Source organism: Nocardioides sp. (assembly GCF_029937575.1).
Taxonomy (GTDB): Bacteria; Actinomycetota; Actinomycetes; order Propionibacteriales; family Nocardioidaceae; genus Nocardioides.
This window is the reverse complement of sequence record NZ_JAPYPS010000021.1, coordinates 38,510-62,407: the sequence shown is the minus strand read 5'-3', so window position 1 is coordinate 62,407 and position 23,898 is coordinate 38,510. Positions and strand designations below refer to the sequence as shown.

Annotated in this window: 17 protein-coding genes; 12 read left to right on the top strand and 5 right to left on the bottom strand. The window is 70.2% G+C overall.

The genetic code is table 11. The features are described from left to right. Positions 1-129: 129 nt before the first annotated feature. Positions 130-2,715 (bottom strand): aminopeptidase N, encoded by a 2,586-nt coding sequence (gene pepN / locus Q1K33_RS09670; protein WP_300403299.1) that lies wholly within the window; start codon positions 2,713-2,715, stop codon positions 130-132. Positions 2,716-2,892: 177 nt separating this feature from the next. Here pepN and Q1K33_RS09665 point away from each other — a divergent pair, with 177 nt between their 5' ends. The 3 genes from Q1K33_RS09665 (at position 2,893) to Q1K33_RS09655 (ending at position 6,691) form a co-directional block, all read left to right on the top strand. Next, on the top strand, positions 2,893-4,530 hold the full coding sequence (locus Q1K33_RS09665) for a CHAP domain-containing protein (protein WP_300403297.1): 1,638 nt from the start codon (positions 2,893-2,895) through the stop codon (positions 4,528-4,530). A 75-nt stretch (positions 4,531-4,605) separates the two neighbouring features. Continuing rightward, on the top strand, positions 4,606-5,226 hold the full coding sequence (locus Q1K33_RS09660; RefSeq protein ID WP_300403295.1) for a DsbA family protein: 621 nt from the start codon (positions 4,606-4,608) through the stop codon (positions 5,224-5,226). A 79-nt stretch (positions 5,227-5,305) separates the two neighbouring features. Further along, a complete protein-coding gene (locus tag Q1K33_RS09655) occupies positions 5,306-6,691 on the top strand; it encodes a CHAP domain-containing protein (RefSeq protein WP_300403293.1) in 1,386 nt (461 codons plus the stop codon). Between the two features lie 38 nt (positions 6,692-6,729). Here Q1K33_RS09655 and Q1K33_RS09650 read toward each other — a convergent pair whose 3' ends face one another. Next, positions 6,730-7,998 (bottom strand): DUF2254 domain-containing protein, encoded by a 1,269-nt coding sequence (locus tag Q1K33_RS09650; RefSeq protein WP_300403290.1) that lies wholly within the window; start codon positions 7,996-7,998, stop codon positions 6,730-6,732. Positions 7,999-8,038: 40 nt separating this feature from the next. Here Q1K33_RS09650 and Q1K33_RS09645 point away from each other — a divergent pair, with 40 nt between their 5' ends. Both Q1K33_RS09645 and metG read left to right on the top strand, forming a co-directional pair. Next, positions 8,039-8,890, top strand: a complete 852-nt coding sequence (locus Q1K33_RS09645) for an MOSC N-terminal beta barrel domain-containing protein (RefSeq protein WP_300403288.1) — start codon at positions 8,039-8,041, stop codon at positions 8,888-8,890. 42 nt (positions 8,891-8,932) lie between these two features. Then, complete coding sequence (gene metG / locus Q1K33_RS09640) at positions 8,933-10,735, top strand: methionine--tRNA ligase (RefSeq protein WP_300403286.1); 1,803 nt, start codon at positions 8,933-8,935, stop codon at positions 10,733-10,735. Between the two features lies 1 nt (position 10,736). Here metG and Q1K33_RS09635 read toward each other — a convergent pair whose 3' ends face one another. The 3 genes from Q1K33_RS09635 to Q1K33_RS09625 are packed head-to-tail and all read right to left on the bottom strand — an operon-like array spanning position 10,737 to position 14,018. After that, positions 10,737-11,588 carry a sulfotransferase gene (locus Q1K33_RS09635; protein ID WP_300403284.1) on the bottom strand — a complete coding sequence of 284 codons (852 nt, stop codon included), beginning with the start codon at positions 11,586-11,588 and terminating at the stop codon, positions 10,737-10,739. Next, a complete protein-coding gene (locus Q1K33_RS09630) occupies positions 11,585-13,039 on the bottom strand; it encodes an O-antigen ligase family protein (protein WP_300403282.1) in 1,455 nt (484 codons plus the stop codon). The genes Q1K33_RS09635 and Q1K33_RS09630 overlap by 4 nt, the downstream gene beginning before the upstream one ends. Further along, on the bottom strand, positions 13,029-14,018 hold the full coding sequence (locus tag Q1K33_RS09625; RefSeq protein WP_300403280.1) for a sulfotransferase: 990 nt from the start codon (positions 14,016-14,018) through the stop codon (positions 13,029-13,031). Before Q1K33_RS09625 ends, Q1K33_RS09630 begins: the two co-directional genes overlap by 11 nt. Before the next feature lie 98 nt (positions 14,019-14,116). On the opposite strand from Q1K33_RS09625, the gene Q1K33_RS09620 reads away from it, so the two are divergent. The 7 genes from Q1K33_RS09620 to Q1K33_RS09590 all read left to right on the top strand — a co-directional run bounded on the left by Q1K33_RS09620 (position 14,117) and on the right by Q1K33_RS09590 (position 23,857). Next, a complete protein-coding gene (locus Q1K33_RS09620; RefSeq protein WP_300403278.1) occupies positions 14,117-15,130 on the top strand; it encodes a hypothetical protein in 1,014 nt (337 codons plus the stop codon). 44 nt (positions 15,131-15,174) lie between these two features. Then, on the top strand, positions 15,175-15,969 hold the full coding sequence (locus Q1K33_RS09615; RefSeq protein WP_300403276.1) for a 3'(2'),5'-bisphosphate nucleotidase CysQ: 795 nt from the start codon (positions 15,175-15,177) through the stop codon (positions 15,967-15,969). A 350-nt stretch (positions 15,970-16,319) separates the two neighbouring features. After that, entirely contained in the window at positions 16,320-17,333 is a 1,014-nt protein-coding gene (gene pstC, locus Q1K33_RS09610) for a phosphate ABC transporter permease subunit PstC (protein ID WP_300403274.1), read from the top strand. Next, on the top strand, positions 17,333-18,523 hold the full coding sequence (pstA, locus tag Q1K33_RS09605; RefSeq protein WP_300403272.1) for a phosphate ABC transporter permease PstA: 1,191 nt from the start codon (positions 17,333-17,335) through the stop codon (positions 18,521-18,523). Before pstC ends, pstA begins: the two co-directional genes overlap by 1 nt. Continuing rightward, positions 18,520-20,238, top strand: a complete 1,719-nt coding sequence (locus Q1K33_RS09600) for a phosphate ABC transporter substrate-binding protein PstS (RefSeq protein ID WP_300403270.1) — start codon at positions 18,520-18,522, stop codon at positions 20,236-20,238. The genes pstA and Q1K33_RS09600 overlap by 4 nt, the downstream gene beginning before the upstream one ends. Further along, positions 20,235-22,871 carry a hypothetical protein gene (locus Q1K33_RS09595; RefSeq protein ID WP_300403268.1) on the top strand — a complete coding sequence of 879 codons (2,637 nt, stop codon included), beginning with the start codon at positions 20,235-20,237 and terminating at the stop codon, positions 22,869-22,871. Before Q1K33_RS09600 ends, Q1K33_RS09595 begins: the two co-directional genes overlap by 4 nt. Further along, positions 22,868-23,857, top strand: a complete 990-nt coding sequence (locus tag Q1K33_RS09590) for a sortase (protein ID WP_300403266.1) — start codon at positions 22,868-22,870, stop codon at positions 23,855-23,857. The genes Q1K33_RS09595 and Q1K33_RS09590 overlap by 4 nt, the downstream gene beginning before the upstream one ends. Positions 23,858-23,898: the final 41 nt, after the last annotated feature.

Sequence of the window (23,898 nt, the reverse complement as noted above, 5' to 3'; positions counted from 1 at the left end):
CGGCGGGAGCAGGTCGGCTACGCGCGCGGCCCCCACCACCGCGACCACCAAGACCCACCCCGCAGACCCGGCCGCCCCGCAGAGCCGGCCGACCCCGCAGAGCCGACCCCGGTCCGCGGACATCACCCCTCAGCCAGCGTCACACGCCTGAGCAGCAAGAGCCCGCGCCACCTCGGCACGCCCCTCGCGCACGTAGCGCAGGGCACCCGCGTTGGCCGAGGCCGTGGCCAGCCATGCATCGACCTTCTCGAGCAGCTCGGCCGAGGCGAGCGGCTTGGGGAAGATGTACTCGAGAGCAGTCGAGCCCTTGTGGGCGCCCAGGGTCTCCCACGTGGTGCCGACGGCGTCGAGGTACTTGTCGACGTACGGCGCCAGCACGTCGTCCTGGTCGGGGCGCATGAAGCTGAGGACGACGCTGCGCGCGGTCTCGTTCGGGGTGGTGGGGTCGAGCATCGCCTGCTTCCAGGCGCGCTCCTTGGCCTCGGGGGTCGGCATCGCGGCGCGCGCGGCAGCCGCGTGCTCCTGCCCCGAGATGGTGTTGTCGGCCGCCAGCTCCTCGTCGATACGGGCGTCGTCGGCACGACCACGGGCGGCGAGTCCGGTCAGCAGCGCCCAGCGCAGGTCGGTGTCGACCGCGAGTCCCTCGATGCTCAGCGAGCCGTCGAGCAGCGCCTCCAGGTCCGCCAGCGCCTCGTCGCTGCGCGCTGCGGCGGCATAGCTGCGGGCAAAGGTGAGCTGCTGGTCGCTGCCGGGGGTCGCGTCGTCGATCAGGGTGCGCAGGCCGCGCTCCCACTGGGCCTTCAGCTCGGTGCGGTGGGCCGGCGCCGAGAAGCTGTTGACGGCTTGAGCGGCGAACGTCGGGATCCGGGTGACACCCCACGGGTCGGTCTCGGCACCGATGTTGCCGAGGACCAGGGTGACGTACTCGCTGGCCGACATCTCGGCGTCGCGGGTCATGTCCCAGGCAGCCCCCCACAGGATGGCGCGGGCCAGCGAGTCGTCGAGCAGCGACAGGCCGGCGACAGCGGTGGCGAGCGAGCGCTCGTCGAGACGGATCTTGGCGTAGGCCAGGTCGCCGTCGTTGAGCAGCAGCAGGTCGGGCTGGCGCAGCCCGACGGCTTCGGAGATCTCGGTCGTCTCGCCGTCGACATCGACCTCGAGGTAGTCGCGTCGGACCAGACGGGTCTTGCCGTCGGCATTGGCGACGGTGTCGTAGAAGCCGATGCCGAGGCGGTGCCGGCGCAGCGTCGGCTGGTCGGGATGAGCGCTCTGGCGCACCACGAGACGCGAGTAGGTGCCGTCGTCGGCGAGGTCGAACTCGGGCGTGAGGGTGTTGACGCCGGCGGTCTGCAGCCACTCGTCGGCCCAGCCGCTGAGCTCGCGCCCCGAGGACCTCTCGAGGGCGGCGAGCAGGTCTCCGAACTCGGTGTTGCCGTAGGCGTGGTCCTGGAAGTACTGCCGCAGCCCGGCCACGAAGGGCTCCAGGCCCACCCACGCGACGAGCTGCTTCAGGACGGAGGCGCCCTTGGCGTAGGTGATCATGTCGAAGTTGACCTCGACCGCCTCAAGGTCGTAGTTGTCCGCGGCGATCGGGTGCGTGCTGGGCAGCTGGTCGGCGCGGTAGCCCGTCTGCTTGCGGGCGTTGGCGAAGCCGGTCCAGGCGTCGGTGAACTCCGTCGCCTCGGCCTCGCACCAGTAGCAGGCCCACTCGGCGAACGACTCGTTGAGCCAGAGGTCGTCCCACCACTTCATCGTCACGAGGTCGCCGAACCACATGTGCGCCATCTCGTGGGTGATCACCGAGCAGCGGAACTCGTAGAACGAGCGCGGCTGGCGGCTGCGGGGGAGGTACTCGTCGCGCAGCGTCACGCAGCCGGCGTTCTCCATCGCGCCCATGTTGTACTCCGGCACGTACAGCTGGTCGTACTTCTCGAAGGGGTAGGGGAAGGCGAACTGCTCCTCGAAGAACTCGAAGCTCTGCCGGGTGATCTTCACCAGCTCGTCGCGGTCGAGGTGCTCCACCAGCGACTGGCGGCAGTAGTGCCCGAGCGGGATCGTCCCGAACTTGCCCTCGTAGGTGTCGAAGACACCGTGGTACTCACCCGCGACGACTGCGGTGATGTAGGTCGACATGCGCTTGGTCGTCGGGAAGTGCCACACGGCAACGCCGGGGCGGCCCTCGACGGACTCGGGCTCGGGGGTCGGCGCGTTCGACACGACGACCCAGTGGTCCGGCGCGGTGACGTGGAAGGTGAACTCGCTCTTGAGGTCGGGCTGCTCGAAGGTCGTGAAGACGCGGCGCGCGTCCGGCACCTCGAACTGCGAGTAGAGGTAGACGCGATCGTCGACGGGGTCGACGAAGCGGTGCAGTCCCTCACCGGTGTGGGAGTAGGTGCAGTCGGCGCGGACCACCAGGACGTTGTCGGCGGCCAGGTCGGGCAGCGGGATCCGGCTGTCGGCGTACGACGCCGGGTCCAGCGCCGTGCCGTTGAGCGTGATCTCGTGCACGGTGGCGTCGACGAGGTCGGCGAACGTCGACGCGCCGGGCTCGCTGCACGTGAACGACAGCGTGGTCGTCGATCCGAAGGTGGTCGGGGTGGACTGGTCGTCGGCGTCCGTCGGCGTCGTGAGGTCCAGGTCGATGGAGTACGACGTGACGTCCAGGAGGGCGGCGCGGGTGGCGGCCTCGTCCCGGGAGAGGTTGGTTCCAGGCATGCCCGTCATCCTCGCACTCGCGTGGAGGACGGTCGGCACGGGAGTGGAGGGGGCCGCCGAGCGCTCGGCGACGCGCGGAACGACACGCCTGTGATTCGAGGTGCGTGACAATGTGGCTGATGTGATTTATGAGGAAATTGTTGCGAAACACCACGGATGTGCTTGACAGTAGTCCTCGTGTCTCCCCCCACACGCCCGTCGTTGCTGCGCCGCGGCGCCGCCCTCGTGCTGCTCTGTGCGCTGCTCCCAGCCGTCGTCCCCGCGGGCACGCCGCCTGCCACGGCCTCGTCGGTGTACCTCTGCACGGGATACAAGCCGTGTGCCCAGGCCGGCATGCCGAGCTCTGGCTACGGCGCGGCCAACGACACGATGTACTGGCGGATGTACGCCGGTCACAACTGCACGAACTACGTCGCCTACCGACTGATCCAGGCCGGCATGTCGACCGAGCGCCCCTGGTCCGGCACCGGGATGGCCTACAACTGGGGCCACGCGATGAAGGACATCACCGACAAGGTGCCGGCGGTGGGCTCGGTGGCCTGGTGGGACCGCAACGTCTCCGGTGCCGGCTCCAGCGGCCACGTCGCCATCGTCGAGGAGGTCGTCTCCGACACCGAGATCATCATCTCGGAGGACTCCTGGAGCGGTGACTTCCACTGGCGCCGGATCATCAAGGACGGCACGACCTGGCCGACGGGGTTCATCCACTTCGTCGACAAGAAGGTCACCAACAAGGTGGCACCGCGGATCACCGGCACCGCCCAGGTGGGCGCGACGCTGAAGGCGGCCAAGGGTCGCTGGAAGCCCAAGCCGAGCTACAGCTTCCAGTGGCTGGCCGACCTGGTGCCGATCCCCGGCGCCACGGCCCAGACATTCGCGCCCGGGCCCGACCAGGTCGGCGCCCAGCTCTCGGTGCGGGTCACGGCGAGCAAGGCGGAGTTCACCCCAGGAGTGGTGGACACCCCCGCGACGACGCCGGTCGTCAAGGGCGAGCTGGTCAGCACGACTCCACCCGAGATCAGCGGAGACGCCGAGGTGGAGGCCGTCCTGACCGCCACACCCGGTGCATGGGCGACTGCTCCGGACACCACCGAGCTGCGGTGGAAGTCTGACGGCAAGGTGATCCCCGGATCGTCGGGTCAGCCGCAGCTGACCCTCACGAAGGCGATGGTCGGGACCACGATCACCGCCGTGGAGGTTGCCCAACGAGCCGGGTTCGTCAGGGCAACGGCTCCGGCGCCACAGGCGTTGGGACCCGTGGTCCAGGGCGTCATCGAGGTCACCTCCCCTTTCGAGGCCACTGGGCGCAACCACCACGGCTCCGCCCTGACCCTGGTCCCCGGGGTCACCGAGCCGCAGGACGTGGCCCTGACCTACACGTGGTGGCGCGACGGGGTGCGCATCGTCGGTGCGGACGCGGCGACGTACGAGCTCGCCGACGCGGACGTCGGCCACGAGATCATCGGCAAGGTCACGATGAGCAAGCCGCGCTACCAGCCCATCGCCCGACGCTTCTCCTTCGGACGCACCACGACGCCGTCGAGCGTCGTGCTCAAGGCGAAGGGTCGCAAGGGCAAGGCGGCGGTGCGCGTGCTCGTCTCGGCTCCCGGAGCGGTCCCGAGCGGACCGGTCACGATCAAGTCCGGCAAGGCCAGCACCACCGTGGGCCTGGAGAACGGAGCCGCGCGGGTGGTCCTGCGAGACCTCCGTGCCGGGACCCGCAAGGTCAAGGTGCTCTACGCCGGCAGCGAGACCGTGCTGCGCGGTCGAGCGCTCACCGAGGTCGTCGTCAAGAAGCCCAGGAAGAAGCCCTGAGCTGCTTCCTCGGCATTGCTCGGCATTGCTCGGCGTCCTGAGGAATAGTCGCCGCCGCACGAGGTTGTGCCTGACATGACTGCTGCCACCGAGAAGACGCCGACTGCCGACTTCTGGTTCGACCCGCTGTGCCCGTTCGCGTGGATCAGCTCACGTTGGATCCTCGAGGTCGAGCAGGTGCGCGACATCACCGTGAAGTGGCACGTGATGAGCCTGTCCTACCTCAACAAGGACAAGGACATCCCCGACGAGTACCGCGCCATGCTCGAGCCGGGCTGGGGGCCCGTGCGGGTCCTGATCGCCGCCCAGCACAAGCATGGGGACGACGTCCTGCTGCCGCTCTACAACGCGATGGGCACGCGCATCCACCACGAGAAGGCCGACCTCGACCGCGACATGATCGCGGCGGCCCTGGCCGAGGCGGGGTTGGAGCCCGAACTGGTCGACGCGATGGACGACTCCTCGCTCGACGAGGCCGTGGCGAAGTCCCACCACGAGGGCATGGACCAGGTCGGCGACGACGTCGGGACGCCCACGATCGCCATCGAGGGCACTGCCTTCTTCGGACCGGTGCTCTCGGCGATCCCGCGTGGTGACGAGGCCGGTCAGCTGTGGGACGGATGCCTGGCCGTCGCCAAGGTGCCGTACTTCTACGAGCTCAAGCGCTCGCGGACCGGAGACCTCGACTTCAGCTGACCCACCGGAGGCGGCGCGCTCCCGCAGGAATGTGGGAGAACGCCGCATCGCCGTCCCTCGGATGGGGCACGATCCCTTCGTGCTCCCACCATGGTCCGTAGTACGGCGCGCCCTCACGCCCGCGGGTCGCGGCCTTCTGATCGCCTCCCTCGTGCTGCTCGTGCCGTCACCCGGCGCTGTCGGTGCCGCCACGGTGCACTGCGTCGGCTACGGCGCCTGCAGCGCCAACGGCTACTCCGACGCCGGCTACGGCTCCGCCAACGCTCGCAGCTACTGGAACATGGTGACCGGCCACAACTGCACCAACTACGCGGCCTACCGCGTGATCCAGGCAGGTGGCCCCGGTTCGCGCCCGTGGAGCGGCTCGGGGGACGCCCACCGGTGGGGCCACGAGCTGCCCGGCATCACGGACCAGACGCCGGCCGTGCAGTCGATCGCCTGGTGGGACAGCAACCAGGGTGGGTGGGGCAAGAACGGCCACGTCGCCTACGTCGAGCAGGTCGTCTCCGCCGACATGATCCGGGTGTCCGAGGACATCTTCGACGGCGACTTCCGCTGGCGCACGATCAGCCGCGGCGAGGCGGCGTGGCCGACCGGGTTCATCCACCTCGCCGATGCCCGGGTGAGCCGGATCGGGGCGCTCCCACGGATCGCCGGCAAGCTGCGAGTCGGCGAGCGAGTGCGGGTCGGCGCCGGCTCCTGGAGCCCGTCCGGGGTCTCCGTCGGCTATCAGTGGTTGGCAGACGGGCGAACCGTGCGTGGGGCCACGCAATCGTCGCTCGAGCTCACACCGCGCTTCCTGGGGAAGCGGCTGACGGTGAAGCTCTCAGCGCGACGCCTCGGCTACGTGCCGGCGTCGGCCACGACCGCCGCCAGCGACCGCGTACGACGAGGTCGGATCCGCGTCGACGGCGCACCTCGCGTGCGGGGACGCGCGGTCGTGGCAGAGCGACTGACGGCAGACCTGGGCAGGACCACGCCCCAGACCCGAGCGAGCTATCGCTGGCTGGCGGACGGCACGAAGATCCGCGGGGCGCGCACGGACAGCCTCCGCCTCGCCCCGGAGCTCGCGCGGGCTCGCATCTCGGTGCGGGTCACCGTCAAGCGACGCGGGTACGCCTCGCGCACGCTGAGGAGCGGGCGCACCGAGCCCGTGAAGCGAGCGACGTTCCACCAGGTCGCACCTCCTCGAGTCAGCGGCACCGTGCAGGTCGGGGAGACCGTGCACGCCGTACCCACGCAGTGGTCGGTCAAGCCGAGCCGGCGTGTCTATGTCTGGCTCGTCGACAAGGAGGTCGTCGAGGGCAACTACACCGCCCGCCTACCGCTCGTCGCCGCCTACGAGGGCAAGGAGCTCCACGTGGTCGAGGGGGCGACGCGTCGTGGGTACGAGCAAGGGGTCGCGGTCTCGGCCTCTGGCGGGCTCGTCGCAGCCGCCGACGAGCAGCCGGAGCCGGTCAGCTAGTGCTTCCGAGGTTCGTCTGGGCCGCGGACCCCGACGGACTAACGGAGATGACCACCAGCTGGCTCGACGTGCGCCAGCTTGGCGCGGATCGCGGGCAGGTGCTCGGGCACTGACGCGACCTCGAGGTCGGTGAGCATCTCGGCGAGCCGTCGGGGGATCTGGATGCTGTCGGCGCCCCAGTGCGCGATCTCGTCGACCGCCAGGTCGAGGTACTGCCCGAAGGTCCACTCCTGGGTCAGGACGCGAGGGATGCCGTCGCCGTCGAGGTGGATCCCGACGACCGTCGTCTCGCGCACCATCCGGCGCAGGATGTCGTGCAGCTCGTCGATGGCCTGGACCGCCGTGGTCGGGTCGTTCACACCGGGGGAGAGCGCCCGCTCGGCGATGTCGACGAGCCGCCGGAAGCCGAAGGTCAGGTCCTGCTCCATCGACCGGTCGGCCCCGAGCCGCACGCAGGCCGAGACCCGGTCGTCCCAGGCCGGGTCGGCGCGGGCTCCGTGGACCAGCGCCAGCGTGGCACCCTCGGGCACGAAGCTGCCCAGCGGGTAGAGGACCTCGATACGGACCTCCTGCTCGGCCGCCGTACGGCACAGGGAGCCCGCGTCGATGCTGTCGACGTAGCCCGACCTCCTGGCCGTTGCGACCGTCTGTCCCTCGAGGGCAGCCAGCTCGGGTGCGACGTCCGGCAACGTCGTACGGCGCTCGCGACTGCGCTCGAGCAGGGCCCGGGTCTGGGTGCCGACCCGCCGGATCACCGTCGAGACGGCGATGGACTGGGTGATGTGCTGGATGAAGGCGAGGAACATCGCCACCGCAGCCAGGACCAGCAGGAACGACATCGTGACGGCGAGCTCGGGCACTCCTTCCTCGGTGCTGCCTCGATCGGGGATCGAGCGCAGGACGGTGAGGGAGAAGAGGAACGAGGCCACGAACACGCCGAGGGTGTGCTGGGTGACGCGATCCTCCAGGAACGTCGCGATCACGCGCGGGGAGAACTGGCTGCTGGCCAGCTGCAGCACCACGATCGTGATCGAGAAGACCAGGCCGGTGACCGAGATCATCGCTCCCGAGGTCGTGGAGAGCACCGAGCGGGCGCTGTCTGCGCTCCCGTTGAAGAGCAGAGCGGGTGAGCCGACCACCTCGTCCAGCTGGGGGAGCAGCAGGCCGAAGGCCACCGACGCGGCGGACCAGATCGCGGGCACCACCCAGAAGGGGCCCAGCATCAGGCGCAGCCGACGGCGCACCCGGTCGACCTGAGGCCGCATGGTCGGGGCGGGAGCGGGAGTCGGTGGACGAGTAGCAGTCACCGCCCCTGTCTACCGTGTGTCCTTCCGTAGAGTCCGCACCATGGCGATGACACTCAGCGCTCTGCTCCGCTACCCGGTCAAGTCCCTGCGCGGTGAGTCGCTCACCAGCGCCCTGGTGGAGCCCTGGGGACTCGAGGCCGACCGCCGCTGGATGCTCGTGGACGAATCGGGACGCGCCATCACGGCGCGCGAGGTCAACGCCATGGTGCTGCTGCGTCCTGAGATCACCGCGTCGGGCCTGCGGCTGCACGCGCCCGACCCGGCCGAGCCGCTCGACGTGTCCAGGCCCGATCCGTCGGTGCAGGTGCCGGTGAGCCTGTGGGGCTCGGACCTCACCGCGGCCCCGACCGAGCGGGCGACCGCGCAGTGGGTCTCCGCGGTGCTCGGGGTCGACGCCCGGCTCGTCTGGCTCGACGACCCTTCCCGGCGGCCGAGCGACCCGGCGTACTCGGAGATCGGCGACCGGGTCTCGCTCGCCGACGGCTATCCGCTGCTCCTGGCCAGCCAGACGTCCCTGGCGGAACTGAACCGCGACGTGCGCGCGGGCGCCGGACCCGACACCGCAGACCTTGCGATGACCCGCTTTCGTCCCAATGTCGTCGTGGACGGTGCCGCGCCGTGGGCCGAGGACGACTGGCGTCGCGTGCGCATCGGCGAGGCGACGTTCCGGGTGGTCAAGGGCTGCGCGCGATGCGTCCTGACCACCATCGACCCGGACACCGCCGAGCGCGGCAAGGAGCCGCTGGCGACCATGGCCCGCACCCGCCGGTGGGACAACAAGACGTGGTTCGGGGTCAACCTGGTCCCGGACACCGTCGGCGCGACGATCGCGGTGGGCGACGAGGTCGAGGCGCTCGACGCCGTGGCGCCCGGTGCAGGTCCGCCGCGCTGACCGGGGTGAACCGCTCCGCAGCCGGACCCTAGGATCACGGGCATGACTCATGTCCTGTCCGCCGTCGCCTGGCCGTACGCCAACGGCCCGCGCCACATCGGCCACGTGGCCGGTTTCGGTGTGCCCTCCGACGTCTTCAGCAGGTACATGCGGATGGCCGGCCACGACGTGCTGATGGTCTCCGGCTCGGACGAGCACGGCACCCCGATCCTGATCGCGGCCGACGAGGCGGGGGTCTCCCCGCAGGAGCTGGCCGACACCAACCACCGGATCATCGCCGAGGACCTGGTCTCGCTCGGCTGCACCTACGACCTCTACACGCGCACCACGACAGCCAACCATCACGCCGTGGTGCAGCAGCTCTTCCACGGCGTCTACGACAACGGCTACTTCGTGGAGCAGACGACGTACGGCGCCATCTCGCCGTCCACGGGCCGCACCCTGCCCGACCGTTACATCGAGGGCACCTGCCCGATCTGCGGTGCGGGCGGCGCGCGGGGAGACCAGTGCGACACGTGCGGCAACCAGCTCGACCCGCAGGACCTGATCGACCCGATCTCGAAGATCAACGGTGAGACCCCGGACTTCATCGAGACCCAGCACTTCTTCCTCGACCTCCCGGCGCTCGCCGACGCGTTGGGCGAGTGGCTCGACGGGCGCGAGGCGACCGGTTCGTGGCGGCCCAACGTGATCCGGTTCAGCCAGAACATCCTCAAGGAGATCCGTCCGCGGGCGATGACGCGAGACATCGACTGGGGCATCGCGGTGCCGCTCGAGGGATGGCAGGACAACCCCACGAAGAAGCTCTACGTGTGGTTCGACGCCGTCATCGGCTACCTCTCCGCCTCGATCGAGTGGGCCAGGCGGTCGGGTGACGCAGAGGCGTGGCGCGCCTGGTGGAACGACCCGGAGGCCCTGTCCTACTACTTCATGGGCAAGGACAACATCACCTTCCACAGCCAGATCTGGCCGGCCGAGCTGCTCGCCTACAACGGAGCGGGCGCCAAGGGCGGCACGGCGGGACCGCTGGGCCGGCTCGAGCTGCCGACGGAGGTGGTCTCGAGCGAGTTCCTGACGATGGAGGGCAGGAAGTTCTCCTCGTCCAAGAAGGTCGTCATCTACGTGCGCGACCTGCTGAGCCGCTACCAGCCCGACGCCTTCCGCTTCTTCGTCGCTTCCGCCGGCCCCGAGGCCCAGGACTCCGACTTCACCTGGTCGGAGTTCGTCCGCCGTACCAATGACGAGCTCGTCGCCGGTTGGGGCAACCTCGTCAACCGCACCGCCACCCTGATCGCCAAGAACTTCGGTGAGCTGCCCCCGGCAGCGGTCCTCACCGAGGACGACGAACGCGTGCTCGCGATCAGCGAGCAGGCCTTCTCGGTGGTCGGGGACCTGATCGGCCGTCACCGGCAGAAGCAGGCGATCGGGGAGGCCATGCGCGCCGTCTCGGAGGTCAACAAGTACGTCACCGACACCGCCCCCTGGACGCTGAAGAGTGAGGACGAGCGCGAGCGCCTCGGCACCGTGCTGCACGTCGTCGCGCAGTGCGTCTCCGACCTCAACCTCGTGCTCGCGCCGTTCCTGCCGTTCTCGGCGAACACCGTCGACGCCGTCTTCGGTGGCTCGGGAGACATCGCCCCGATGCCGCGCATCGACGAGGTGGACGACCTCGACGGCGGTCCCGGCTACCCGATCATCACGGGTGACTACACGGGCGTCCCGGCCTGGGGGCGGCGCCCCCTGGTCGTCGGGACACCGGTCGCCAAGCCGACTCCGGTCTTCGTCAAGCTCGACCCGGTGATCGTCGACGAGGAGCTCGCTCGCCTGGCGCCGGACGAGGTCTGACTCACGCCCAGGTCGGCGGCGTCTCGAGCACGTCGCCCAGCCGGGCGGTGTCGTCGGCGATCCGCTCGGTGAGGGCCGCCCGGAAGTCGTCGGGCACGGCCGCGGACCTGAGCGCCTTGTGGGCGCGGTAGTCGCTGGCCACGTGCGGGGGCAGTCCCAGGTGGTCGAAGACCCGGGCGAGGGTCTGTGCCGGTCGGTCGAAGACGTCCTCGCTCTGCACCACCAGGAGCTGGTCGTCACCGAAGTGCCGGCGCAGCGCGACGATCTGCTCGGCGTACCGGCTGCGTGCGGCGTAGCTGAAGTGACGGTGGGCGTACCAGCGCGCCGTCTCGTCGGGCTGGGCGAGACGCTCGGCCTCCGCCTCGAGCGCGGCGACGGGCTCCAGGGTCTCGAACTCCCGGGTGATCTCGTAGCGGACGTGGGACCAGGCTCGTTGGACCGGATCCCGCAGCACCATGATCAGCCGTGCGTCGGGCGCGTCTGCCGCGATCCGTGCGGCCGCCTCCGGGTGGAAGCAGTAGTAAGGGCTCGACTCGCCGAAGACGGGTCGAGCACCGAGCTTGGCCTCCATCCGGTCCAGGTCCGCGGACAGCGGCAGGTGGCCACGGAACCACGCCGGGCCGCGGTGGTAGTTGACGTCGTAGTAGCGGCACCCCTTCTCCACCAGCCCCCGCAGCACGAGGGGATGGTCGACGATGTACTCGTCGAGCGAGGTGGTGCCTGCCCGCTTGGCACCGACGATGAAGTAGTGGGGCATCTCCCGATCACCGCGACGCAGGCTCTGCAGCCTTCGGGACGTGGCGTGCTTGAGCCGTCGGCTCACCGGGGGCAGCAGGGTGGACTTCTCGCTCATGTGCGGACCGCCTGGTCGGGTCGTGAGGTGCGGAGATGGGACGCCGGAGCGGTCAGCGCCCACCGGGCGACGGCCATGAGGGGAAGGGTGCTCCAGAGGAACGTGACGTTGTCGATCAGGTTGTCGCCAGAGGAGGCGACCGCGATGGCAACGGCGTATGCCGCAGCCGCAGCGACCACGGCGACCAGCAGGGGGTCCTTGTCGGCTCGCCTGCGCGAGCTCCCGACCCGCGCGTAGGCGCGCCACGCGGTGGCGAGCATGGCGGCGATGAACCACAGGTAGACCCCCAGCCCGATCAGACCGGTGTCGATGAGGGCCTTGAGGTAGTCGTTGTGGGCTTCCTTGCCGGTCGAGCGGTAGGCCTCGCCCGGGCCCCCTCCGAGCACCGGTGAGGCCTGCACGCTCGGGATCAGGCCCTCCCACTGCCCGAAGCGCCAGGCCAGCGAGCTCTCGGTGCGAGGGGCGTCCGGGTCGGGCACGAGGTCGGCGATGCGCGAGTTGACCGACGGCACGAGCAGCACGACCCCGATCAGCACGATGACCGCGAGGGCGGCGACGCGCCGGTCGAGGAGCACGCAGACGATCAGGACGCCGAGCGCGGCGCAGAGCCACGCGCCGCGGGTCTCGGTGAGGATCAGCTCGGTGAGGACGACGCCGAGGTAGGCGATCGCGGCGAGTCGCACCCCGCCGCGGGTGCGCAGGGCGCACGCGGCGCCGACGATGGCCAGGGGCACGAGGAAGTAGGCGAAGTTGTTGGACAGGAAGAAGACCGACTTGAGGGCCTCGATGCCGTCCTTCTGCGTGGTCACCGTGACCCCGGCCAACCCCAGCAGCGGGTAGAGCAGTGGGACGGTGCTGACGGCGAAGATCAGCTGCAGCACCTGTCGGAACGACAGTCGCCCCGTCGCCAGCAGCAGGTCGGTGACGAGGAACGCCGCCACGCCCGCCGTGAGCCGTAGGGTCGCGGCCAGGCCGTCCGAGGGGCCGAGACCGACGCTGCCGACCGTGGCGAGGGCGTTGACCAGGACCAGGGAGAGCAGGGCCGCAGGCAACGGCTTCGTCAGGCGGGGGAGCAGGAGCCGCCAGTTGAGCAGCAACCAGCCGCCCATCACCGCCAGGATCCCGACCCCGAACAGCTCGGTCAGGGCGATGCCGGAGTCACGAGGTCCCGCCGAGAGGTCGACCAGTGGGCGAAGCACGCTGGCGAAGAGGAACACGTGGACGAACGACCTGAAGCCACTCAGGAACGCCGCGACCACCAGCATCGCCAGGACCAGCAGCGCCAACCCGATGCCGAAGTTGCGCGAGAGGGCAGCGAGGAGCACGGCGGGGCCCAGGAGCAGCGAGCCGACGAGCGCGAGTGAGGTGCTGCTGGCTCCGTCGACCGCGCTGAGTCGGGACGAGGACCTACGCACCGGGTCGAGGTGCGGGGCCCGGGTGTCAGTAGCCATGGGTCCTCCGCAGGGGAGCGGTGAGGCCGGAGACCAGCCGACGTTGTCCCGTGGGCAGCGCTGCCACCCACTCGTCGTCCCGTTTGAGGACGAGTGGACCGGAGCGGACGCGGTTGGGGTTGCCGGCCACGGCGTGCGAGGTCCGCAGTTCGAGACCGGCGGCTCCGATGAAGGACAGGTCGCGCTCCTCGTCGGAGAAGCCGGCGAACTCGGCGATCCCGTCGAGGACGCGGGCCGGGTCGGCGACCAGGTCCTCGTAGCGCACGACGTGGAGCGCGGCGCCGTTGCGGCGAGCGAGGGCGGCGGTGCTGCCGGAGGACTCCAGCCACATGAGGCTCGACTTGGTGGGCGAGAAACGCTCCATGTCCTCCTCGAAGCCGGCGACCTGTTGCGAGGCCGAGACCCGCATCCACGAGTAGGCGACCGCGCGAGGATCGCGCACGAGGTGCACGACGCGGACGTCGAGCCGCTCGCTGCGCGCGAGCAGGGCGCCGTACGACGGGAGCTTGGAGGAGTCGACCAGCACGGGGGAGCCACTGACCCGGGACAGCTCGGTCAGGAGTCGTCCGAAGAGGTCGACCAGCTCGTCGACGTCGTCGCTGCTCCGCCCCGCCAACCACCAGGGCACGCGTCGGGTCCGTGTCGTCGCGGTGAGCTGGGCATCGATCCGGAGCGCCTCGGCCGCGCTCGGCACGGACCCGAAGGTGGCCTCCAGGGCAGGTCGCCACACGGGGCACTCGACGACGGGCAGCCGGCACCCGCAGGTGCCTCCCTCGGCGACGCCGCGCCGGAAGCCGAGCTTGACCTCCCCGACGGACAAGGCCCCGGGAAGCGAGCCGATGGCGTTGCCGAGCAGGGTCGATCCGCTGCGTCCGGTGCCGGAGACGTAGACGACCCGGGTGGGCTGTGCGGGGGCCGCTGACCGGCCCTGCGACTGGTCCTGCGAGTGGGCCTGCGAGTCCTCGGAACTACCGCGCACTGACACTTCCCCCCATGAATGAATCGCGAACCGATAGTCTAGGAACTTGCAAGGCCGCTGGGGGGCGGTCTCCTCAGTGTAGATGAAGGAGACGATTCATGAGTACCGGACTTCCTGTCTGGCTCCGACGAGTGCCGTTGACGTTGCTGATCGGGATCCCGATCACCATGGGTCTGATCGTCGGACTGGGTGTCGGACTGGTGACCGAGCAGTCGGAGGAGTCAGCGAGCGTGGCCGTCATCAGCACGCGTCCCGCCTCGTCGCTGCCCAACGAGCGGATCGACCTGATCAACGACCTGTCCACGGCGATCACGCTGCCGCCGGTGCTCGACGAGGTGGCCGCCAGCCAGGACGTCAGTGTCACCGACCTGAGGACCGGGCTCAGCTTCGAGCGGATCAACTCCTCCTCGTTCGCGCGGCTCACGTTCGCCTCGCCGGACCTCGACGCCGACGCGCGCCGGGCGGTGATCAAGGTGCTCCTGGCGACGACCTCCGACTTCCTGACCCCGGAGACGCCCTCGCCCGAGCTCGTCGCGGCCCAGCGCACGGAGAAGGAGGCCACCGACGCCTACTACGCCGCGCTGAGTGCCAACGACGGTCGCTCGCCGGCCGACGAGCTGCGCCGTCTCAACGTGCGGATCAACACCGCGAACGCCGCAGACGACCAGGCCCTGGCTGCCAGGCTCAGCCGCAACCTCCCCCGACTGGTCAACGAGACCCGTCAGTTCGACCTCCTCAAGGCGGCCCGCGACCGCGCCTCCGAGACCCTGCAGAGCCTCGGTGCCTCCGAGGCCACCGAGGCCCGCGGCGGCCCCAGCGCCCTCGGCATCTCCTACGTCGACGAGTCGGCGCCCGACGCGGCCGGCACGGAGCAGGGCATCGCCTCCGTGGCCGTACGGCGTGGCTTCGCCGCCGGTGTCGCCGCGGCGCTGGTGCTGGTCGGCTTCACCGTGATGATCGCCTGGGGTCGGCGTCGTGAGGACGACCTCGACGCCCGCTCTCCCGACGACGCCTACCCGTCGGCCTGGGACGACGAGGGTGACGAGGCGCCGGGTGGGCCCTCGGCCCCCGAGGAGACGCGGCCGCGCCGCCCGGTGCACCCGGGCGGCTGAGTCGCTGTCCCGTCGGGCGCTCGGTTCCCACTAAGGTGCGGGGCGTGACCTACACGCCCAGCGCCCCGCCCGCCGAAGCCGCCACCGACGACCACGTGCTCGCCACGTGGCTGGCCGAGGAGGCCGGCCGCCGGCTGCTCGCCGTACGCGAGGAGGGCCTGGAGGGTCGCGCGCTCAAGGACGCCGGTGACGCGGCGGCCCACGAGCTGCTGATGGCTCTGCTGGCCGAGCACCGCCCGCAGGACGCTGTGCTCTCCGAGGAGGGCAAGGACGATCGGGTGCGACTGAACAGTGAGCGCGTGTGGATCGTCGACCCGCTCGACGGCACCCGGGAGTTCTCCGAGCCTCCTCGCGACGACTGGGCTGTCCACGTGGCGCTGTGGGAGCGCTCCGCGGGTGAGGGCGGCGAGCTGACCGCTGGTGCCGTGGCCCAGCCGGTGCTGGGGGAGACCTTCAACACCGGCCGGCCTCCCGTCGTACCGCCCTCGACGGCGCCGAAGCCGCGGATCGCGGTCTCGCGCAGCCGTCCGCCGGAGTTCGTGCACGGCCTGGCCGCCGAGCTCGGCGCGGAGCTGGTGCCGATGGGCTCCGCCGGAGTCAAGGTGCTCTCGGTCGCGCGCGACGTCACCGACGCCTACGTCCACGCCGGGGGGCAGTACGAGTGGGACAGCGCCGCCCCGGTCGCGGTCGCCCGCGCCGCAGGTCTCTTCACCAGCCGGATCGACGGCACTGCGCTGCGCTACAACCAGGACGAGGTGTACCTCCCCGACCTGATCGTGTGCCGGCCCGAGCTCGCCGAGCAGATCGTGGCCTGGGTGACGTCGCACGACGTGGGCTGAGAGCGCGCCGTAACCCCCCCCGCCGTTTACGGGGTGGGTGAGGCCGAAACGGGCGGCACGGTCCGCCCGGTCTAGTCGGGCTCGCCGCGACATGGTGCTCAGAACCCCATGGTTGAGGGGCCCTGGGGTTCGCAGTGCCGATCGGGTCACCCCGTCGTCGCCTCGAGTAGCCCGTTCGGACTACCCCAGTCCACAGGTCCCGACTTGTTGGCGAAAGGCGTCGACGACGTTCTCGTCCTGTTCATCCTGCGCGGGGCATTCGTTCCCGCCGGGTCCTGACACTTTCGGAGATCCCACGGTGCGTGGGCCGCCTTCTGGCACGGAACGAACAGTCAGGCAGAGCAACCCCGGTGACCACCACCCTTCCCGAGCGCACGCAGGCCTCGGACCACGTCGAGCCGCGCGAGATCTCGCGCACCTCCACGGGCAGCGACGCGGTCTTCGCCGGAGGAGCGCGCGCCATCGGCGCCTCGGTGCTGGTCATCACCGGCAGCGTCGGGATCTTCCTCGGCTACCAGGGCTACCCCACCCTCAAGCGCTACGGCCTGGACTTCTTCACCGAGACCCAGTGGCTGCCCGACGACGACGTCATCGGGATCGCGGCGGTGCTCGTCGGCACGTTCGTCGTCGGCGTCACCGCCATGGTGATGGCGTTCCCTCTTGCTCTCGGGACCGCCCTGTACATCAGCGAGTACGCCCCGGCCAGGCTCAAGCCCACCTTGATCTCCCTGGTCGACCTGATGGCCGCGGTGCCGTCGGTCATCTACGGGCTGTGGGGTGCGTTGCTGATCATGCCCCACGCCGCCGACCTGGCGATCTGGGTGGATCGCTACTTCGGGTGGATCCCGATCTTCGACGTCGTCGGCGGCAACCCGGAGGCCCCGGTCCCGACCTTGGCCCGCTACGGCTTCAGCTCCTTCTGCGCGGCGATCGCGGTGGCGATGATGGTGCTGCCGATGGCCTGCGCCGTCATGCGCCAGGTCTTCTCGCAGACGCCTCAGGGTGAGAAGGAGGCCGCCCTGGCGCTGGGTGCCACCACCTGGGGGATGATCCGCTCGGTCGTGCTTCCCTTCGGCCGCGGCGGCATCATCGGCGGGACCATGCTCGCGACCGGGCGGGCCCTGGGTGAGACGATCGCCGTCGTCCTGATCCTGTCGCCTGAGTTCCTGCTCAAGTTCCGGCCCTTCGAGCAGGGTGGCAACACGATCAGCGCCCTGATCGCCAGCCGCTTCAACGAAGCCAGCTCGTCTCAGCTGTCGGCGCTGCTGGCAGCCGGCTTCGTGCTCTTCCTCATCACGCTCGGGATCAACACGCTGGCTGCGATCATCGTCAACCGCAGCCGCTCCGGGGCGGAGACCGACTGATGACGCTCACCGCCGGACCGGGCCGGCCCGACCTGCCCACACCCTCACCGGCTGACACCGGCGGCGCGGCTCCCGGGCTCACGCACCTGCCGTCGTACGACGACGACGCACCGCAGCCGCGGCCGCGCTCGTCGCTCGGGCGCCTCTCGCCCGACGAGCTGTTCGTGCGGGTGGGCTCCTGGGGCGCGGCGCTGGGACTGGCCTGGCTCGTGACCCAGCGCCTGCTGCCGCTGGCGGGCCTTCCGTGGTTCCTGATCTCCTGGTTCGTCCTCGGCCTGGTGATGACCGCGGTGACCACGGCGATGACCGGCACGCGCGTGGACGTGACGGACCGGGTGACGGCCGCGGTCATCACCGCGTCGGCCGCGTTCGTGGGGCTGGCGCTCGCCAGCACGGTGATCTACGTGGCGGTCAAGGGCTACAAGCCGGTCATCAACCTCAACTTCATCACCAGCGACATGGCGGGTGTCGGCCCCCGGGATGCGTTCACCGCCGGAGGCGTCAAGCACGCGATCATCGGCTCGATCATCCAGATCAGCATCGCGATCGCGATCACCCTTCCCCTGGGCGTGGGCACGGCGATCTTCATGACCGAGGTCGGCGGGAAGTTCGCCCGGGTCGTGCGCACGGTCGTGGAGGCGATGACGGCGCTGCCCTCGATCGTGGCAGGCCTGTTCATCTACACCGTGTGGATCCTGGCGCTCGGCCAGCCCCGCTCCGGTCTCGCAGCGGCGTTGGCGATCTCGGTGATGATGCTGCCGATCATCGCGCGAGCCTCCGACGTCGTGCTGCGCGTCGTCCCGGGCGGGCTGCGTGAGGCGAGCCTGGCTCTCGGTGCCAGCCGCTGGCGCACCGTGTGGCACGTCGTGCTCCCCACCGCGCGTCCGGGTCTGGCCACGGCGCTGATCCTCGGCGTCGCGCGGGGCATCGGGGAGACCAGTCCGGTGCTGCTGACCAGCGGCGCCGCCGGCTTCCTCGTCGTCAACCCGGTGGGTGGGGCGATGAACTCGCTTCCCCTGTTCATCTACACCAACGTGCGCAGCGGCGACCCGGTCGCCATCCAGCGCGCCTACGGCGCCGCCTTCGTGCTCCTCGCGCTGGTCCTCGTGTTCTTCATCGTCGCCAGGCTCCTCGCCCGGCCCCGCTCCAACGCCCCGTCACGTCTGCGCCGCACCAAGAAGGACTCATGAAGATCTCCCGTCTCGTCGCGGGCGTCACCGCCCTGCTCCTCGCCTCGAGCGGTGCCGCACTCGCGGCTCCGACCACCGCCGACCCGGCGGTCTCCAGCAGGGCGGCCTACGCCACCATCGAGGGCACCGGCTCCACGTGGTCGCAGATCATCGTCGACCAGTGGATCGCCGACGTCGACTCCAACGGGATCAAGGTCGTCTACACCGGGGGCGGCTCGACCAAGGGGCGCAAGGACTTCTCCCAGGCCAGTGTCGACTTCGCCATCTCCGAGATCCCCTACCAGGGCACCGACGAGACCGGTCAGGCCGACACCAGCAACGGTCGGGCCTACTCCTACCTGCCGATCGTCGCCGGCGGTACCGCGTTCACCTACCAGCTCAAGGTCGGCAACGAGCTCGTGCGCAACCTGCGGCTGTCGGGCGAGACGATCGCGAAGATCTTCACCGGGCAGATCACCAACTGGAACGACGCCCAGATCACCCAGGACAACAACGGTCGCGCCTTCCCGAGCAAGACGATCATCCCGGTCGTGCGCTCCGACGGCTCCGGTACGACGGCCCAGTTCACGAGCTGGCTGGACAAGGCCTACCCGGCGGTCTGGCGCCCCTACTTCGGCCGCTCCGGCCTGACGTCGTACTACCCGCGCAAGAACGGCAGCAACTTCATCGGCCAGTCCGGCTCCGACCAGGTGATGAACACGATCTCCGGCTTCGCCGGCGACGGGACCATCGGCTACGTCGAGTACTCCTACCCGGTCAACAAGAACTACCCCGTCGTCAAGGTGCTCAACAAGTCCGGCTACTACGTCGAGCCCACCCAGTACGCGACCGCGGTGGCCCTGACGCGGGCCAAGATCAACCAGGACAAGTCGGACCCGACGAAGTACCTCACCCAGATCCTCGACGACGTCTACAGCAACCCGGACCCACGGGCCTACCCGATCTCGTCGTACTCCTACATGATCATCCCCACCGGGGCCTCCGACTCGCGGATGACGACGGCCAAGCGTCAGTCGATCGCCGACTTCCTCTACTACTCGCTGTGCTCCGGACAGTCCAAGGCCGGCCCCTACGGTTACTCACCGCTGCCGTTGAACCTGGTCCAGGCGGGGTTCAACCAGATCGCCCTGCTCAAGAAGGCCGACGCCGACGTCGACCTCACCGATCGCGACGTGACGACCTGCAACAACCCGACGTTCGACGGCAAGAACCTCAACAAGAACGTGCTCGCCGAGGTCGCGCCGAACCCACCGGCCTGCGACAAGACCGGCGCCGGGCCGTGTGGCGAGTCGACGGGTCAGAACAACCAGACCCCGTCGCCGGGCGGCGAGACCGACACCCCCGGCACCGACACCCCGACGTCCGGAGCGCCGTCGGATCCGGGCTCACCGACCACGGGACCCGGATCGACGGATCCTGGCTTCGCCACGGATGGCGAGGGCAACGGCGGCGACGGTGGGGCCGTGGACGTGCCCGGAGGTGGTGCGCCGGTCTTCGACCCCGAGACGGGTGAGGTCGTGGCGGGGAGCGGTTCGACGGACTCGACGTCCGGCGGGGACGCCATCTTCGCCAACCCCACCCTGGTCTCCGACCGGCCTCTCGACTCGCGCACCTTCGGCTGGGTCGCGGTGATCGAGCTGTTGGCCCTGGTGCTGCTGCCCGGGATCGTCGTTGCGTCGTTGCGCCGTCGCCGTCGCGAGGGGGCGTCGACATGAGGCGCTCGCTCGCGTCCCTCGGCGCCCTCACCGTGACGGCGCTCGGGCTGGCCCTGCCGATGGAGGCCGGCTCCGCCAGCGTGGTCGGGGCGGTAGTGGCCCCGTCCGGCGATGCGTTCAGCGCCACCAGGACCGTCGAGCGCAGCTTCGTCGAGGCCGACGGCACGACGACCACCGTCTCGCGTCACGAGATCACCGTCACGGCCGACCACACCCAGAACCTGCGCGGTCGCGAGCGGGTGCTGATCTCGTGGAGCGGTGCCCAGCCGAGTGGCGGTCGCGCCAGCAACCCGTTCGGCGAGAACGGGCTGCAGCAGGAGTACCCGGTCGTCGTCATGCAGTGCCGCGGCACCGACGACGCCGGCGTGCCCGAGTCCGAGCAGCTTCGTCCCGAGACCTGCTGGACGGCATCGGTGGCCCAGCGGTCGCAGACCCTGCGCTCGAGCAGCGAGTCCACCTGGGTGCACGACGTCCACAACTCCGAGGCGGACAAGCAGCGGGTCTCGGGCATGGACCCGATCCCGGCCGACGAGTGCCCCAGCGCGGACATCGCCCCCTACTTCACGCACCTCACCGAGTTCGTCGCCGCCAACGGAACCGTCTACCCCGGCTGCGACTCCGACTCCATGCCCCCCGAGGCCGCGGTGGGTGCCGCGTTCCCCGCCGCCGAGATCGCCGCCTTCACCGACTCCTCCGGAAGGGGCGAGGTGCAGTTCGAGGTGCGCAGCGACGTGGAGAACGAGTCGCTGGGCTGCAACGACACCGTGGCCTGCTCCATCGTGGTGATCCCGATCGCCGGGATCAGCTGCGACGCGCCCGCGGCGTCTCCGTCGTTGGCCGACCGCAGCTGCCGCAAGCAGGGCCGCTTCCAGCCGGGCTCGAGCAACTTCGCGAACGACGGGATCGACGTGGCCGTCGGCCCGGCGCTGTGGTGGTCGGAGTCCAACTGGCGCAACCGCTTCACGATCCCGGTCACCTTCGGTCTCCCTCCCGACACGTGCGACGTCCTCGACCCGCGTGCGCCCACCGGGTTCTACGGCTCCGAGCTGCTGGCACAGGCGGCCCTGCAGTGGTCCCCGGCGTACTGCCTGAACAAGGCGCGGTTCAAGTTCCAGCTGAACCAGCTCTCCGACGTGGCGGGCTTCAACCTGATGCTGTCGGGCGAGGGCCCGGCCGCCGTCGTCTCGTCGAAGCACGAGAACACCGGCGGCGACCCGGTGGGATACGCACCGACGGCGGTGACCGGCTTCTCGATCGGCTACGTCATCGACCGGCCGGACAACGCGGGGGAGTACACCGATCTCAGGCTCAACGCCCGGCTCCTCGCCAAGCTGCTGACCCAGAGCTACCTCGGCTCCGACCTCGGGCGTGGGCATCCCGGGATGGGCGGCAACCCGCTCTCGATCGTGACCGATCCGGAGTTCGTCACCCTCAATCCCGGCCTCACCTCCACCAACCAGGAGGCCGCCGCGACGATCCTCTCGCTCTCGAACGCCTCCGACGTGATCGAGCAGCTCACCGAGTACATCGTCAACGACGACGACGCGATGGCCTTCGTCAACGGTGAGCCGGACCCGAGCGGGATGGTCGTCAACCCTGCCTACGAGGGGCTCGGGCTGCCCCTGCAGGAGATCCCGCTGCTCGACACCTTCGTCCCCGAGACGCAGAACACCTGTCGCCAGGCGAACCCGTCGGTGTACTTCTCCCAGCTCGCGGCGCCGGTCACCACGATGCGCAAGATCGCCGAGTCGCTGCTCGACGCCTGGCCGAACGTCCAGACGCGCTGCGACTTCGACCTGTCGACCCAGCAGTTCAAGACGGGCCGCATCGAGCGCCAGTCCTTCGGCTCGCGCTTCATGCTCGGCATCGTGAGCCTCGGCGACGTCGAGCGCTACGGCTTGCGCTCGGCGGCGCTGGAGACCAAGCCGGGCACCTTCGTGGCCCCCTCCGACAAGGGTCTGGCGAAGGCCGTGGCCCTGACCGAGCAGGAGGAGAAGCGCGGCCCCTTCGTGCTCGACCAGGCCGCCGTGTCCAAGGCCGGGAGCGCCTACCCCGGGACGATGGTGGTCTACACCGCGGCGAAGGTGCGCGGCCTCGACGAGGAGAACGCCGAGAAGGTGGCCCAGTTCATCCGGGTCTCCACCAGCGAGGGGCAGCGGGCCGGCAGCGGCAACGGCCAGCTGCCCGGCGGCTATCTCCCGATCCGCTCCACCGGCCCGACGAGCAAGCTCTACGACTCGGCGCGTGCGATCGCCCACGCCGTCGAGGCACAGGCCCCGGCGAGGACGCCGGAACCGCCCACCCCGGTCGATCCGCCCACGGACCCGGTGGACGAGCCCACCGACGCCCCCTCGTCGACGACTCCACCGCCAGGCGGGAACGTGGCGGACCTGGTGATCCCCGACCTCGATCCTCCGGGCACGAGCGACCCTGCGACGGCGCCGGAGCCGGGCGCCGTACCGGTCGCGAACGATGCGCCCGTCGTGGACACGGTGCCGACCGCTGCGACCCAGGCCGAGACCTCGGGGATCGCCGGCAGGCTCTTCCCGATGCTGCTGCTGGTGGGCTTCCTCGGCCTGATGCTCTCCACGGGGTCCCGCTTCTTCGTCCGACCCCCGAGGGTCCCCTCGTGAGTGCCCCGACCGCCGAACGCCCCACCGGCGTGCGCGTCGGGCGTCGCGCAGGACGCCGTCCCAGGAGTGCGGCAGCCACCGGCGGCGCGCAGCTGGCTCCCGCCACGAGGACGGCGCGAGCCCAGCGCCCCGTCACCGGGCCTCGCCCACCGCAGGAGGGCTCAGCGGCGGTGATCACCACCGCCTTCACGATGGTCGCCCTCGTCTCGCTGTGGGTCGCCGCTCAAGCACTGCTGTTCAGCGGTGTCTCGCACGACCGTGCCCAGGCGCTGCTCTACCAGGACTTCCGCACCCAGCTCGCCGAGACCACGGCACCTCTGGGACCGGTCGTTCCGGCCGGCGACCCGGTGGCGATCCTCTCGATCCCCGCGATCGGCCTCGACGAGGTCGTCGTCGAGGGGACGGCGTCCGGCGACACCCTGGTCGGACCGGGTCACCTGCGCAGCTCGGTGCTGCCCGGCCAGATCGGCAGCTCCTACGTCTACGGCAGGGCCGGGACGTACGGCGCTCCCTTCGGCGACATCACCGACCTCCGGCCCGGCGACGTCGTCGAGACCACCACCGCGCAGGGCGTCACCGCCCTCACGGTGCTCGGAGTTCGCCGCGACGGTGACCCCAAGCCGCCACCGCCGGCGGCGGGCGTCGCCCGGCTGGTCCTCGTCTCCGTGGAGGGTGAGGGACGCCTCGCCGCCCTGAGCGCCGACACCACCGTCTTCGTCGACGCCGAGGCCGTCGACGCCTTCCCCGCACCGTCCGGACGCCCCACGACGGTTCCCGATCCGGAGAAGATCCTGGCCACGGATCCGGGGGCACTGCCGCTCCTCGCGCTGTGCCTGGCTCTCCTCCTGGCGCTGACTCTCGGGGTCGTCGCCGCACGACAACGCTGGTCGGCCGTCCTGGTGTGGGTGATGGCGAGCCCGCTCGCCATCGCACTCGCCTGGATGACCACGGACACGGTCATGCGACTGCTGCCCAACGTCATCTGAGGCACGACCACACCAGTGCTCTACAGCTCGACAGTTCCACC